The sequence below is a fragment of the Methylobacterium sp. BTF04 genome (assembly GCF_010692745.1).
In the GTDB taxonomy this organism is placed as follows: Bacteria; Pseudomonadota; Alphaproteobacteria; order Rhizobiales; family Beijerinckiaceae; genus Methylobacterium.
Genome location: NZ_JAAHTB010000040.1, coordinates 1 through 13,515, shown reverse-complemented (window position 1 = coordinate 13,515; position 13,515 = coordinate 1). Strand labels below are relative to the sequence as shown.

Annotated in this window: 18 protein-coding genes; 13 read left to right on the top strand and 5 right to left on the bottom strand. The window is 67.8% G+C overall.

The window, feature by feature from the left end:
* Positions 1–260 precede the first annotated feature (260 nt).
* The 10 genes from G3T14_RS19015 (at position 261) to G3T14_RS18975 (ending at position 5,642) form a co-directional block, all read left to right on the top strand.
* Complete coding sequence (locus tag G3T14_RS19015; RefSeq protein WP_163644101.1) at positions 261–569, top strand: hypothetical protein; 309 nt, start codon at positions 261–263, stop codon at positions 567–569.
* Positions 570–842: 273 nt separating this feature from the next.
* Positions 843–1,211 (top strand): fluoride efflux transporter CrcB, encoded by a 369-nt coding sequence (gene crcB / locus G3T14_RS19010; protein WP_163644113.1) that lies wholly within the window; start codon positions 843–845, stop codon positions 1,209–1,211.
* Positions 1,212–1,295: 84 nt separating this feature from the next.
* The gene (locus tag G3T14_RS19005) at positions 1,296–1,733 is read left to right on the top strand and encodes an EamA family transporter (RefSeq protein ID WP_163644112.1); all 438 of its coding nucleotides are present in this window, start codon (positions 1,296–1,298) and stop codon (positions 1,731–1,733) included.
* 198 nt (positions 1,734–1,931) lie between these two features.
* Positions 1,932–2,102 carry a hypothetical protein gene (locus tag G3T14_RS19000; RefSeq protein ID WP_163644100.1) on the top strand — a complete coding sequence of 57 codons (171 nt, stop codon included), beginning with the start codon at positions 1,932–1,934 and terminating at the stop codon, positions 2,100–2,102.
* The gene (locus G3T14_RS18995) at positions 2,099–2,419 is read left to right on the top strand and encodes a hypothetical protein (protein ID WP_163644111.1); all 321 of its coding nucleotides are present in this window, start codon (positions 2,099–2,101) and stop codon (positions 2,417–2,419) included. Before G3T14_RS19000 ends, G3T14_RS18995 begins: the two co-directional genes overlap by 4 nt.
* 108 nt (positions 2,420–2,527) lie before the next feature.
* Positions 2,528–2,701 carry a hypothetical protein gene (locus G3T14_RS24750; RefSeq protein WP_204262945.1) on the top strand — a complete coding sequence of 58 codons (174 nt, stop codon included), beginning with the start codon at positions 2,528–2,530 and terminating at the stop codon, positions 2,699–2,701.
* 160 nt (positions 2,702–2,861) lie between these two features.
* Positions 2,862–3,113: a hypothetical protein gene (locus G3T14_RS18990; RefSeq protein WP_163644099.1), complete on the top strand. Its 252-nt coding sequence runs from the start codon at positions 2,862–2,864 to the stop codon at positions 3,111–3,113.
* A gap of 142 nt (positions 3,114–3,255) precedes the next feature.
* Entirely contained in the window at positions 3,256–3,690 is a 435-nt protein-coding gene (locus tag G3T14_RS18985) for a hypothetical protein (RefSeq protein ID WP_204262944.1), read from the top strand.
* A 124-nt stretch (positions 3,691–3,814) separates the two neighbouring features.
* Entirely contained in the window at positions 3,815–4,711 is an 897-nt protein-coding gene (locus G3T14_RS18980) for a diguanylate cyclase (protein WP_163644110.1), read from the top strand.
* Between the two features lie 250 nt (positions 4,712–4,961).
* The gene (locus tag G3T14_RS18975; protein ID WP_163644109.1) at positions 4,962–5,642 is read left to right on the top strand and encodes a response regulator transcription factor; all 681 of its coding nucleotides are present in this window, start codon (positions 4,962–4,964) and stop codon (positions 5,640–5,642) included.
* 25 nt (positions 5,643–5,667) lie between these two features.
* Here G3T14_RS18975 and G3T14_RS18970 read toward each other — a convergent pair whose 3' ends face one another.
* Positions 5,668–7,077 carry a cytochrome ubiquinol oxidase subunit I gene (locus G3T14_RS18970; protein WP_163644108.1) on the bottom strand — a complete coding sequence of 470 codons (1,410 nt, stop codon included), beginning with the start codon at positions 7,075–7,077 and terminating at the stop codon, positions 5,668–5,670.
* Between the two features lie 233 nt (positions 7,078–7,310).
* Positions 7,311–8,540, bottom strand: a complete 1,230-nt coding sequence (locus tag G3T14_RS18965; protein ID WP_163644107.1) for a DNA topoisomerase IB — start codon at positions 8,538–8,540, stop codon at positions 7,311–7,313.
* Between the two features lie 216 nt (positions 8,541–8,756).
* Here G3T14_RS18965 and G3T14_RS18960 point away from each other — a divergent pair, with 216 nt between their 5' ends.
* Positions 8,757–9,749 carry an NAD(P)H-binding protein gene (locus tag G3T14_RS18960; protein ID WP_163644106.1) on the top strand — a complete coding sequence of 331 codons (993 nt, stop codon included), beginning with the start codon at positions 8,757–8,759 and terminating at the stop codon, positions 9,747–9,749.
* 26 nt (positions 9,750–9,775) lie between these two features.
* On the opposite strand, the gene G3T14_RS18955 is transcribed toward G3T14_RS18960, so the two are convergent.
* Positions 9,776–10,201 carry a GNAT family acetyltransferase gene (locus G3T14_RS18955; RefSeq protein WP_163644105.1) on the bottom strand — a complete coding sequence of 142 codons (426 nt, stop codon included), beginning with the start codon at positions 10,199–10,201 and terminating at the stop codon, positions 9,776–9,778.
* 62 nt (positions 10,202–10,263) lie between these two features.
* Between G3T14_RS18955 and G3T14_RS18950 the strand changes: the two genes are divergently transcribed.
* Both G3T14_RS18950 and G3T14_RS18945 read left to right on the top strand, forming a co-directional pair.
* Positions 10,264–11,412, top strand: coding sequence for a glycosyltransferase (locus G3T14_RS18950; protein WP_163644104.1), 1,149 nt, complete (start codon positions 10,264–10,266; stop codon positions 11,410–11,412).
* Positions 11,409–12,068 carry a methyltransferase gene (locus tag G3T14_RS18945; RefSeq protein ID WP_163644103.1) on the top strand — a complete coding sequence of 220 codons (660 nt, stop codon included), beginning with the start codon at positions 11,409–11,411 and terminating at the stop codon, positions 12,066–12,068. The genes G3T14_RS18950 and G3T14_RS18945 overlap by 4 nt, the downstream gene beginning before the upstream one ends.
* Here the strand turns inward: G3T14_RS18945 and G3T14_RS18940 are convergent.
* On the bottom strand, positions 12,058–12,759 hold the full coding sequence (locus tag G3T14_RS18940; protein ID WP_246733426.1) for a hypothetical protein: 702 nt from the start codon (positions 12,757–12,759) through the stop codon (positions 12,058–12,060). The genes G3T14_RS18945 and G3T14_RS18940 overlap by 11 nt on opposite strands.
* Before the next feature lie 143 nt (positions 12,760–12,902).
* The gene (locus tag G3T14_RS18935; protein WP_163644102.1) at positions 12,903–13,310 is read right to left on the bottom strand and encodes a DoxX family protein; all 408 of its coding nucleotides are present in this window, start codon (positions 13,308–13,310) and stop codon (positions 12,903–12,905) included.
* Between the last annotated feature and the right edge of the window lie 205 nt (positions 13,311–13,515).

Sequence of the window (13,515 nt, the reverse complement as noted above, 5' to 3'; positions counted from 1 at the left end):
CAGGGTCGAGGGGCGTCTCCGCCCTCACGACGATCCAGACTGCCGAAACGCCGCGCTTATTCCCAACGGGCCGAAAGAAATCCCCGCCGGCAACGTAGAAACGCCGGGAATAAACCGGCGGGGTCGCCAGTCTTGCTGGCTGGAGAGGCCACGATCCTCTCGTCGCAGAGCGGCACGGTCCGAACTCCGTCAGGAGCGACGCAACCGGGGCCGCAGCTCACCGCACCAGCCCTCGGCTGGGCGCCTGTCAGGAGAGAGCCATGCTGAATCATCGAGCCGAAGCCCGTCGCGCCGGGCGGATGTGGACAACAGCCGCCGCCATCACCCTGGTCCTCGTCGCGCCCACGCCCGGCAGCGCCGCCACGCACCGCGTCAGAGCGGGCATCCCGTCCGGGTCCGTCTCCGCCGGTTCGTATGACCCGGATTCGACCGGAAGCCTGAGGGGCTTCGGCGGCCTCGTCGACGTCTCTCATCAGGCCCGGAGCAGTACGCTCGGCAATGCCGACTTCCCGGAGCGCGACCCGAACGCCCAGAACCTCGGAAACACGGCGGGCGGGGGCCTGCACTGATCCCCAGGAGCGTGAGCCGCGACCCTCGGAGGCGTCGGCCTGGCGGGTCGCTGGCTATGAGGCCCCTCTCTCGGTGGCCGGACCGCTTCGCGGTCGATCGCCGGAACCGGACGGTGCGACGAACCTCCGCCGCATCGCCAAGATGGGATTTCCCTTTCGCTGCCGCGGTGACTATTCCCAGGCCTGTTCTCGTCCCAAGCCCGTTCCCAAGCCCGTTCTTGCCTCGGCGCGGACATTGCCTCGGCGAGGGCCGCAACGGAGATCGCGATCCGCATGGGCTTCCTCATCGTTTTTCTCGGGGCCGGATTTGGCGGCATGGCGCGCCACGGCGTCGGGCTTGCGTCCCTGCGGCTCGGTGCGAACTTTCCCTACGGCACCATGGTCATCAACATCGTCGGGTCGATCCTCATGGGGGTGCTCGTCGGATGGTACGCCATGCGCGGCGGCAGCCAGCCGGTGCGGCTGTTCTTCGCCACCGGCGTGCTCGGCGGCTTCACCACCTTCTCGTCCTACGCCCTCGAAGGCGTCCTCCTGCTGGAGCGCGGCCAGACGGCGGCGGCGGCATTCTACATCCTCGGTTCGGTGGCGCTCGGCCTCGGCGGCCTGTTCCTCGGCCTGTTGCTGATGCGGGCCGTGCTGTGATCCGCGACACCGGAACGACACCGACGGCTGCGATATCCCATGCGCGTTGCCGCCGACCGGTGCCAGCCTCGAGGGCGATGTGAGATGAACCAGCTCCTGCAATCCTGGCGCTTCTGGGCGCTGCTCTCGGCGGGCTTTGCCGCGCTCACCGCCATCCTCGCCAAGGTCGGCGTGACCGGGGTGAATTCGGACGTCGCCACCTTCGTGCGCACGGTGGTGATCCTGTGCCTGACCGCCGCGATCCTGGTCGCCTCGGGACAGGCGCAAGGGCTCGCCGGCATCCCGGGCCGGAGCGCGTGGTTCCTCGTCCTTTCAGGGCTGGCCACGGGCGCCTCCTGGCTCTGCTATTTTCGCGCGCTCGCCCTCGGGGACGCGGCCCGCGTCGCGCCCATCGACAAGCTCAGCGTCGTCCTTGTGGCGATCCTCGGCACGACCCTGCTCGGCGAAACGCTCTCCCTCTCGAACTGGATCGGCGTAGCCCTGATCGCGGCCGGCGCAGTGCTGGTCGCCTATCAGGGCTGAGGCGGAGGTGGAGCGACCCGTCGAACGACATGGTGCTTTTGCTGTAATATGGAATTGATCCAAATATAAACTCAGAAATTTGGCCGTAATTTCCAATTTAAACAGTTTCTAATCTTCGAAAGTTTGCTTGATAATCCGAAAAATACTGTCCAGTAATCCTCCGAGGGTGCTTTTCGAGCCTTGCTCAAGGAGGACGGGATGATGACACGAGCGCTGGACTGGGTTCGGGCCTGCGTGCAGTTGGCTTGGTGGGACGGATCGTCCGTCGACCTGCGGCTGCACCGGCTCGCCGATCTCATCGATTTCGTGGCGGCCACGCCCGAGGCGCGGCCGGTGCTCGCCCTCGCACACCGGGGAGAGCGCGCATGAAGGCCCACATTCCCCATGCCTGTACCGAGACCTGCACGGCCGAAGACGCTCTCGACGAGGCCCTGCGCCGGGCGTTCTGGCAGAGCCTGAACCGGACGCCGCTGCCGGCCATGCACGCCCTCGAAGTGGCGGCCCGCACCATCGGCACGCTCTATCGGCAGGTGGCGCAGGCGCACGAGGGGCCGAACGGCTGCCGCTGCGGCTGGGAGCCCGACCCCGATTGCGACCTCATCGTGCTCGAGGCCAACCTCGCCGCCGCCCTGCTGCAGCCGCCGCAGTCCGACCTCGCACGGATGCAGCCCGCCGGCAGGGCTTGAGACACGATCGGTGCGCAAACGCCGCCGCTCCTCCGCCACACACGCAATGGTTACGGTTCGCTCACACTCCCGGCCGATCATGTCGTGGTGGTTGGGGAGGATTTGCGGATGGACGGGTTCTATCGCGGTATCGAGACGTCGCTCCTCGCCGTCAGCCTGCTTCTCGGTCTCGGCGCCGTCATCCTGTCCTCCGGCTCCCTCGGACGCCAGCCGACGGCCCGGATGGCGGGGACGCAGCTTGCCGTGACCCTGCCGATGCTGTCGGTCACCGCCAGCCGCTGAAAGTCTGACGAAAGAGTGACGATTTTCGGCCTCGCGACCGCCGGCCTGCAACCGTTCGGGCTGCCCGAGACTTGACCGTAAGAGAGCCGTCGCGGATCCGCTCTGGCTCGGTCGGTGGTGGATGGCGTGTCCTGCGGGCGCGCGGGCGGGACGTCGGGCAATGATCGCGAGACAGGTTCAAGCAACCGCATTGGCGGTCGCCCTATTGCTCGGTTGCGCCGGGTTCTCGGGCGCCATGGCCGCCACGACCGCGGATCAGAACACCGCGCATGCTGCGGATGTGCATGCCGTCACCACCGTGGCGTCGGTCAGCGAGCCCGACGACGCGATGACGAATTGCAGCCGGTCGCGCCGCCGCCTCTGGGTCGATGGCGAGGGCTGGATCGTACGCCGCGTCACCACCTGCCACTGAGCCGACCTACGCAGTCTTCGACGCCGGTGTGTCGCGACCGGCCGGAACGCGCGGGGTGCGGACGGGTTTTCCATCGTGGGTCGATCACGAGGGAGTGTCGCGTCGCATGGTGTCTTTGCTGAAGACGACTCTGATTGTCGCCATGTCGCTCGCGACTGCCGGCGCCGCACAAGCCCAGGACGTCTATGGCGACGGATACGGCGGGTTCCCGGCCTATTCGGGTTCCTACGGTTATGCCGGACCGGCCATCCGCGGCGACTATATCGGCGCACCGCTGACACAGTTTCCGCGTCCGACCCAGATCGTGCCGAGTGCCTGGGGCTACGGCACCTACGGTATTCCCACCGTGACCGGTATTCGCCAAGCGCCCACCGGCACACCGACGATCTACGTCATCAACGCCCCCGCGCGGGCCACGGCGCAGAGGGACCGGACGGTACGGTCCCGCATTCTGTCACGGAGCCGCACTGATCGTTGGTCGCCGGCGGCGGCATTTCGAGATCGAGGGTTCGGCGCGCCGATGGCGTCCGAAAGCCCCGGCGGAGCCCGTATCGTCACCGTGAACGTGCGGCGCTGATCCGATTTTCGCTCGCTCCAGAATTTCCGACGACACTGCCGTTCGGGTCTACGACCTTTGGTAACAAATTAATCTGTGACGCCCATCCTCGATCAACTTTCGCGAGGGCAGGCCCGTCACCACCATGCATATCGTCCTCGTCGATACCAGCCGCGTCGTCCTCAAGATGATCGCGGCCTTGCTCGAACCGCAGGGACACACCGTCAGTGCCTTCACGGATTCGGCCGAGGCCCTCGATTACGTCGAGAACACCGACACGGTGCGGGTACTGATCACCAGCCTCGAGGTCCGCCCCCTGAGCGGCCTCGAATTGTGCTGGTCCGCCCGCCTGCTCGCCGAGTCCAATCGGCCGCTCTACGTCGTGACGATGTCCTCGGCCCGCAACGCCCGCAATCTCGCCGAGGCCCTCGACAGCGGCGCCGACGACTTCATCGAGAAGCCGCCGGGACCCGAAGAGCTTCACGCTCGCATGCGCGCGGCCGACAGGCTCACCACCATGCAGGGCGAACTGATCCGGCTCGCCGGGACGGATTCGCTCACCGGCCTGCTCAACCGCCGCGCCTTCTTCCAGCGCGCACGCGATGCCGCCGAACGCGTGGGCGACCACGGCAAGATGTCGGCGGTGACCATCGACATCGATCACTTCAAGCGGATCAACGACGAATACGGCCACGATGCCGGCGATGCCGCGATCCAGGCCGTCGCCCGCGAGATCGCGTCCGAAGGGATCGTCGGGCGGCTCGGAGGCGAAGAATTCGCCATCGTACTTGCCCACCGCTCGGTGGTCGAGGCGGAAGCCCTGGCCGGGCGGATGCGCATCGCGGTGGAGGCCCTGCGCATCCGCGGCGCGCGGGTGCCGATTCGGCTCACCTGCAGCTTCGGGGTCAGCGAGTGGGGCGAAGGCGACACCGTCGAGGGCCTGCTCAAGCGCGCCGACATCGCCCTGTACGAGGCCAAGACCACCGGACGCAATCGCATCGTCACGGCGGCTTCCGACCTCGTCCTGGCCCGGGCCGGCTGACCGACATGAGCGGTGTCCGGTTTTGGATGCCGGTTTCAGGCAAGCTGTACCGTTGCGGCACGGCGCGTTTCGGTAGTGTCGACAAATCACGGCGGGTATAGGCAGAGTCTTGGTAAATTCCGCCAGAGTCGCGCTACACTGCGCCCCAGTCCAGGCGAGTCTTGCCAAATAGAGCACTGGAACGAATCTTGATCTGACTGATCCCAGTGCTGTCGCGGTGTGTCGCGGCGGGACAAGAAGGGGATGCGGCATGAACCGAGCCGTCGGGGTCTTGATCATCGATGAGCCTGAAGGGCTCGAATCAACGTTTCGGGCGGTGCTGGAGCACCATCCAATCTTACAGACGTTAAGCGAAGCGGACCTGTCGCTCACCGATCCGGCGAGCAGCGTCGCCGTGGTGTTCGTGCCCAGTGATCGCGGAGAGTCCGCGGTGGCGCGCATCCGGCACCTGAAGGAACGCCGGTCCGCGCTGACGATCCTGGTCGCCTTCGAAGTGCTGCCGGCCGATACCCTGTGCCGGCTCATCAACGCTGGCGCCGACGCCTTCGTCGCCCGCGGCGCCCAGCCTCGGGACGTGTGCGCCGCCATTCTCGATCTGGCCGGTCTCGCCCCGCCGCAGGCCGCCCCCGCCGCCAAGACGACGGAGGCCGGCGACAGCCTGACCCCGCGCGAGGCGGAGATCCTGCGCTTCCTCAGTGCCGGGTTCAGCAACAAGGAGGTCGCGCGCCGCCTCAACCTCAGCGTCCGCACGGTGGAGACCCATCGCCTCAACCTGCGGCGCAAGACCCAGACCGGTCGCCTCAAGGACCTCGTCGCCCTGGCCCGCGACCTCGGCCTGGCCCCGGTGTTCGAGGCGGAGACCCGGCGCGCCTCCGCCGAGCCGACGCGCTGCGAGCGCCTGCGCCTCGGCGAGACCGACGCCCGGCATTGACCGGGCGTCGCTCAGGGGCGCGGCGTCAGGCGGTGGTCAGGCCTTCGTCCACCGCGGAGAGGGGCCGTTTCGGCTTCTGGGCAAGATCGCCAGCGCGGATCGCCTCCTCGATGGGCTCCGGGCCTTTGCGCAGGAGCTTGGCGAGGTAGTAGCTGCCAAACCCGAAGATGATCGCATAGGCGATCAGGAAGGCGACGAGCGAGGTCGTCACCGCAGTGACGGTGAGGGGCGAATGCGCATCCGCCGTCCGCAGCAGGCCGTAGACGATGTAGGGCTGGCGCCCGATCTCGGCGGTAAACCAGCCGAACACCACTGCACCGAAGCCCGACGGCGTCATCAGCATGGCGGCGTTGAGAAACCAGCGATTGGTGTAGAGCGTGCCCGTCCAGCGCAGGTACAGGCTCCACAGGCTGAGGCCCAGCATCGCCATGCCGATCGCGACCATGATGCGGAAGCTGTAGAAGACCGGCCAGACCGGGGGGCGCTGGTCAGGCGGCACGTCCTTCAGGCCCGGCACGACGCCGGAGAAGTCGTGGGTGAGGATGAAGCTGCCGAGTTTCGGGATGCCGATCTCGAAGTCGTTGCGCTCCTCCTTCATGTTGGGAATCGCGAACAGCAGCAGGGGCATGTCGGCCTGCCTGTCCCAGTTGGCCTCGATGGCGGCGAGCTTGGTCGGCTGATGCTTCAGCACCGCGAGGCCGTGGGCATCGCCGATGAAGATCTGGATCGGCGTGCAGAGGACGGCGAACCACAGGGCCATCGAGAGCGAGATCCGGGCCCCGGCGACCTTCTCGGCCGGCTCCTTGCGGCCACGCAGGATCATCCAGGCCGACATTCCGGCCACCGCGAAGGCGGTGGTGAGGAAGCAGCCCAGCACCATGTGGGCGTAGCGGATCGGGAAGGACGGGTTGAAGATCACCTGCCACCAGTCGGTGGCCACCGCCCGGCCGTTCTCGACGACAAAGCCCGCAGGGGTCTGCATCCAGGAATTGGCCGACAGGATCCAGAAGGCCGAGACCAGGGTGCCGAAGGCCACCATGCAGGTGGAGAGGAAGTGCAGTCGGTCACCGACCCGCTCCCAGCCGAACAGCATGATTCCGAGGAAGCCCGCTTCGAGAAAGAACGCCGTGATCACTTCGTATTGGATTAGCGGACCGAGGACGTTGCCGGTGAAGTCGGCGTAGCGCGACCAGTTGGTACCGAGCTGGTAGCTCATCACGATGCCGGACACGACGCCGAGCCCGAACGACACCGCGAACACCTTCACCCAGAACCGGTAGAGGTTCCGATACATCGGGTTGCCGGTCCACAGCCATTGGCCTTCGAGACGGGCGAGAAAGCTCGCGAGGCCGATGGTGAAGGCCGGGAAAATGATGTGGAAGGCCATGGTGAAGCCGAACTGGATACGCGAGAGCGTGAGCGCGTCGACATCCATGGGCGAAACCTCGTTCGGCCTGTTCCCCTCGTTCGAAGGGGGTCGTTCCTCTGTCTAGCCCAATGTGGTCGTCCTCGCATCAGCCTTCGACCACAACCCGGATCAGAGGCGATCGAGGGGTTGACCCGGTGCCGCGACACCGTCTCCAAGGCGGTGACGGGTCGCTGATCCAATCCGAGTTCGGGAGCGCAGCAGTTCAGGTAAAGGACTGAGAGGCCGGTTTGCGGTCCCCGTCAGGCGGCGCGGTGGCGCGGAGACGATCCGCGGACGGCCCGCTTACCGGCTGAGCGCCGCGGCTTGTCGGTAGAGGCGTCCTCGTCCGTCGCCGACTTGGTTTTTGTCGATTTGGCTTTCGTCGATTTGGCTTTCGATGCCGCGCCTTTCGCGTCCTTGGCGAGGCGCGCCTGGAGCAGCCCGAGCACGGCAGCTTCCTCGGGTTTAAGCCGGGTCAGATCGGCGCGCAATTCGTCTTCGACCGCGTCCTTGATCTGCAGCAGCAGGTCGCCCTCGAGGTAGCCGTGGAGCACCTGGGGGTGGATGTAGCACTTGCGGCAGATAGTCGGCGTGTTGCCGAGCCGTGCGGCGACACTCTCGATGGCGGTGCGCAGGTTCTTCTTGGCAGCGGCCTCGCTGTCGAACGCCTCGAATTCCTGCAGCGCCAGGGCGGCCAGCACCGTACCGGCCCAGGTGCGGAAGTCCTTCGCGGTGATGTCCCGGCCGGATATCTCGCGCAGATACGCGTTCACGTCCGCCGAGGTGATGTCACGAACCGCGCCGTCGGCGTCGCGATACTGGAACAGTTCCTGGCCCGGCAAGTCCTGGCAGGCCTTGACGATCCGGGCGACGCGCCGGTCCTTCACGCCGAGGTTCCAGGTCTTGCCGCTCTTGCCCTTGAACCGGAAAGTGAGCTTTGACCCCGCGATCGTCGCGTGGCGATCGCGCAATGTCGTCAGGCCGAAGCTCTTGTTGGTGCGGGCGTAATCGTCGTTGCCCACCCGGATCAGCGTGGTTTCGAGCAGATGCACCACCGTGGCCAGCACCTTTTCGCGCGGCAGATCGCGCTTGCTCATGTCGGCGTCGACCCGCGCGCGGATCGCTGGCAGCACGTCGGCGAAGTCCACCACGTGCTCGAACTTGGTCAGGTCGCGCGCGGCGCGAAAATCGGCGTGATAGCGATACTGCTTGCGCCCCTTGGCGTCGCGGCCGGTGGCCTGGATGTGGCCGTTGGCGCGGGCGCAGATCCAAACATCGGTATAGGCCGGCGGGATCGCCAATGCCCGGATGCGGGCCAGAACCTTGGCATCCCGCACGGGCGCGCCCTTGGCGTCCCGATAGGAGAAGCCGGTGCCGCTCTTGGCCCGCGTCAGACCCGGCGTGCCATCGTCGATATAGGTGAGACCGGCTTCCTCGGCCGCGTCCCGCGGATCGGCGACAGTCCAGTCCTCGTCCCGATCCGCCGCCATCGCCTGTTGTCCCCGATCGTTGCGTGGAGCGACAACCGGCGGTGGCCGGACGCCGTTCCGGCCGCGACATCGCGTTCCGGCGAAGGACATCCGCCTGTGGGACTGATCATAAAAGCGCGCGCTGTGGGTTGACGTCGCGTTGCAAACGACAACCGTCTGTCGCGGAATCCTGAGCGTCTGGATGATACGAGCGTGACCGTGGATCGACCGAACGGCATGCAGCCCCGACGTGTTCTCGTTCTCGGCGGTACCGGCACGATCGGCCGCGCCACCGTACGGGCGCTGGTGTCACGGGGTCATGAGGTCGTCTGCCTCGTCAGGCACAGCGCCGACCTCCGCGACCCTTCCGGGCCGGTCGCGTGTGCCCGCCTCCCTTCGGGGGCCGCCGCACGGTTCGTGGACGTGACCGATCCCGTGTCGCTCGCGTGCGATGGCTTCCGCGGCGAGCGCTTCGACGTCCTGGTCTCGTGTCTCGCGTCGCGCACCGGCTTGCCCGACGACGCCTGGGCGATCGACCATGACGCGCATGTGAGCGCGCTGGAGGCGAGCAAGGCTGCCGGCGTGACGCATGTGGTGCTTCTCTCGGCGATCTGCGTTCAAAAGCCGGTCCTCGCGTTTCAGCACGCCAAGCTCGCTTTCGAGACGGTTCTGACCGCGTCGGGCCTCGACTATACGATCGTCCGGCCCACGGCCTTCTTCAAATCACTCTCCGGCCAGATCGATCGGGTGAAACGCGGCAAGCCATTCCTGGTCTTCGGCGACGGGCTGCTGACCGCCTGCAAGCCGATCAGCGACGACGACCTGGGCACCTATCTGGCCGAATGCCTCGACCGTGAAGACCGGCGCAATCGCGTGCTGCCGATCGGCGGACCGGGCGAAGCGATCACCCCGAAGGCGCAGGGCGAGCGGCTTTTCGCCCTGCTCGGGCGCGAACCGCGATTCAAGCACGTGCCGGTGGCGCTGCTGGACGTGATCATCGCCATTCTGGCAACACTCGGCCGGGTGGTCCCCGCACTGGCCGCCAAGGCCGAGCTCGCGCGCATCGGGCGCTACTACGCCACCGAATCCATGCTCGTCCTGGATCCGGTGACGGGGCACTACGATGCCAGCGCCACCCCTTCGACGGGTTCGGAAACCCTGTTCGACTATTATGCGCGTCTGATCCGCGGCGAAGCGTTTGCCGAGCGCGGCGACCACGCCGTGTTCTGAGGGCGCCCACTTTTCGCGGCGGTGCCCTAAAGCCAGCGCTCCATGACGATGCGGGGAATCGCGGCCCAGCCGAGGCCGGCGTAGAAATCGCGCACGCCCGTATTGGTCTCTCGGATCAGCAGCTGGGCCTTGGGAACGTGGCGCGCACGCAGCCACGCCTCTCCCGCCGCGACGATGGCGCGACCGTGGCCCTGCCCCCGCAAGGCGGGATCGACGGCGACATAGTAGAGCCAGCCCCGGTGTCCGTCGTGCCCGACCATCACCGTGGCTCCAACGCGGCCGTCCGGGGACACGCCCAGCAGAATGTCGGAATTCGGCTGGCCGGCGGCGCGATGGATATCCGCGTCCGGATCGTTGTACGGCACGGTGAGGCCGCAGACCTGCCACAGGGCCTTCACCGCCGCGCGGTCGTCCTCGCCGAAGCTCCGGATCGTCAGGGGCTGGGTCTCCATCGTCGCGCGCGCTCGTATCTTGAGGCCCCGCTCGCGCGGACGGCCATGCTACAGACCGGCCAATGGATACGCCGCTCTCGCCCCCGTCGCGAAAAAACCTCGTCTTCGTCGTCACCGAGGATTGGTTCTTCGCCTCGCATTTCCTGCCGATGGCCCGTGCCGCCGTGGCGATGGGCCTGTCGGTGACCGTGGTGACGCGGGTGCGGGCGCACCGCGCGGCGATCGAGGCCACCGGCGCGCGGGTGGTGCCCCTCGAGGCCGAACGATCGAGCCTCAACCCGATGGCGGCGGGCTATGCGGCGGGGCAGCTCGCCGGCATCCTGAAGGCCCTGAAGGCCGACATCGTCCATTGCATCGCGTTGCGCGCCATCGTGGTGGGCGGCACGGCCGCCGCCATGGCGGGCATCGCGGCGCGGGTCTACGCGCTCACCGGGCTCGGCCTGCTCGGAGCCCGCGCCGACACCACCGGGCGGCTGTCGCGCCTCGCCCTGCGCCAGCTCATCCGCGGGCCATTGTCGTCGCGAAACACGCACTACCTGTTCGAGAATCCCGACGATGCCCGAGCGCTGGGGCTCGACCCGGCCGATACCGGGGTGACCATCGTCGGTGGCGCCGGGGTCGATCCGGCCGCGTTCTATCCAGCGCCGATGCCGCCGGCCCCGCCGTTGCGGGTGGCCCTGGTGGCCCGGATGCTGTGGTCGAAGGGAATCGACCTCGCGGTGGAGGCGGTGCGCCGCGCCCGGGCGCAGGGCATCGCCGTCGAACTCTCCCTCTACGGCACCCCCGACCCATCGAACCGCCGGGCGATTCCGGAGGCGACCCTGCGCGACTGGTCCGGGGACGGCGTGACCTGGCACGGTCCCACCACCGACGTCGCCGGCACCTACGCCGCCCACCACGTCGCCTGCCTGCCCTCGCGCGGCGGCGAGGGCCTGCCGCGCACGCTGCTGGAGGCGGCCTCCTGCGGTCGCGCCATCCTCACCACCGACGTGCCGGGCTGCCGCACCCTGGTGCGGGACGGGATCGAGGGGCTCGTGGTGGCCCCCGACGATGTCGCGGCGCTGACCGCGGCCCTGGTGCGGCTCGCCGCCGACCCCGCTCTGGTGGTCCGCATGGGAGAGGCGGCCCGCGCCCGCATCCTGGAGGGCGGGTTCACCGAGGACGCGGTGGCGCAGGCCGTCTGCGGAATCTACGCCGAGCTCGGCGCATGATCGCTTCGCCCGATCCCCTGGCCTTCATCCGGGCCAACACCCGGCTGCTGCCGGTGCCCTACGCCCCCGAGATCGTCCTGCATGTGGCCGACGAGGCCACCGACCTGTGGCAGAAGACCGAGGACGAACTGGACGCGATCGGCCTGCCGCCGCCGTTCTGGGCCTTCGCCTGGGCCGGCGGACAGGCCCTCGCCCGCTACGTCCTCGACAACCCCGCCTGCGTCGCCGGGCGCCGGGTCCTCGATTTCGCATCCGGATCGGGCCTGGTCGCCATCGCGGCGGCCAAAGCCGGCGCCTCTCACGTCACCGCCAGCGATCTCGATGCCCTCGCCCTGTCGGCCATCGGCTTCAATGCGGCGGCCAACGGCGTCGCCGACCGGATCGAAGCGGTGCAGGCCGACCTCATCGGCTCCGACCCCGGCAGCGCAATCGTGCTCGCCGCCGACATCTTCTACGAATGCGATCTGGCGGCCCGCGTCACCGCCTGGCTTTCGGGGCTTCATGCCCGCGGCGCCACCGTCCTGGTGGGCGATCCCGGCCGCTCCTATCTGCCGCGCGAGCGCTTGACGGTGCTGGCCACCTACGCGGTGCCGGTGAGCCGGTCGCTGGAGGATGCCGAGATCAAGCACAGCAGCGTCTGGCGGTTCATCGGCTGAATGGTGCCGGCATCAGGGTCCGCAGGACCAGATGCGTCGGCCCGCACAGGAGCAGCGGAATGCCGACGAGAAGCATCGCGAACCAAGCCCAGGCCGGCATCCAGGTCTGGGCGGCGGTGTCGTCCATGCCCCAGACGTAGTTGATGTTGACCGGCAGAAGGCCGGGATCGGGCATCGGCGCCGGCATGAAGACGAAGCACACGCTCAGCACTACCACCGCGAGGGCCGACCATGCGGCCCAGGCCCGGCGGTCGTAGCCGAGGCGCCAGACCAGGGCGACGAGCAGGAACGGTAGCCAGCCGTGGAACAGCGACAGGCCGCGCAGGAAGGCCGAGTTCTCCGTCTTGAACATGTAGGCGGTCATGCCGGTGAGCGGCACGCCGAAGAGCCCGGCGCCGAAATCCACCAGCCAGAGCACCTGCGGTGCCAGGATGCCGACGGCGCACATGGAGACGAGGAGCGCGCTCTCGGTCCAGAGTCCGAGAAGTGTCAGGATCAGCGCCAGATCGCAGAAGTACAGGAAGTTGGTCGGGCCGTAATAGTACCAGTAGGTCGGCACCAGCACCGCCATGAAGGCGGTGTAGGCGAGCTTGAGGGCCAACGGCAGGCGAGCGCCGGCCCGGCTGCCCGGGGCGAGGATCGGCACAGGGATCGGCGCGGATTCTGCCACGGGAGTGAGGGTGCCGCTCATCGTTGCGTGTCCGATCCCCGTCGCCGCCCCTGCCGGGCGGCGCGCCGTTGCTCATGAAGCGAGGATGCCGAGATCCGCCACCGAACGCGGTGACGAACGGCACAGCTTGGCGTTGTGTTTGGGGATGCCCTTGGCGGTGGTCTCTACAACCGGCTGCGACGCTGCGCGTCGAGGCTCCACGGGCCGGCACCGGCGGCGGTAAAATAGAGGAAGACGAAGCAGAACAGGATCGCGGCATCGCCGCCGTTGAGCGCCGGGAACGGGCTCTTGGGCGCATGGGCCATGAAATAACCCACCGCCATCTGGCCCGAGAGCAGGAAGGCCACCGGCCGGGTGAACAGGCCGAGCAGGATGAGCGCGCCGCCGACGAGTTCGAGGAGCCCGGCCGCGCCCATCAGCGACAGGAGTTCGGGCGCGCCTCCGCCGCCCATGCGGGCCGGAAACCCGAGCAGTTTCTGCGTGCCGTGCTCGAGGAACAGCAATCCGGACACGATGCGCAGGATGCTCAGGAGCCGGGGGGCCCAGGTGGAGGCGCGTGCGGCAGTATTCATGAGGACACCATCTCCGGAACGGGTTCGCCGACGCGAAAGCTTGAGCGGACCTACCCAGCATGAAACCCGTTCGCCCGTCGAGCTGCAGCGCACGAAAAAGGCACCGCCCTCGCAAGATGGCGGTGCCTGATCGACGCGTCGTGCCGGGTGCCTACGGCTCCTTGAAGCCGTATTCCGGCACGCCGTCCTCGGCGTCGTAGTATTT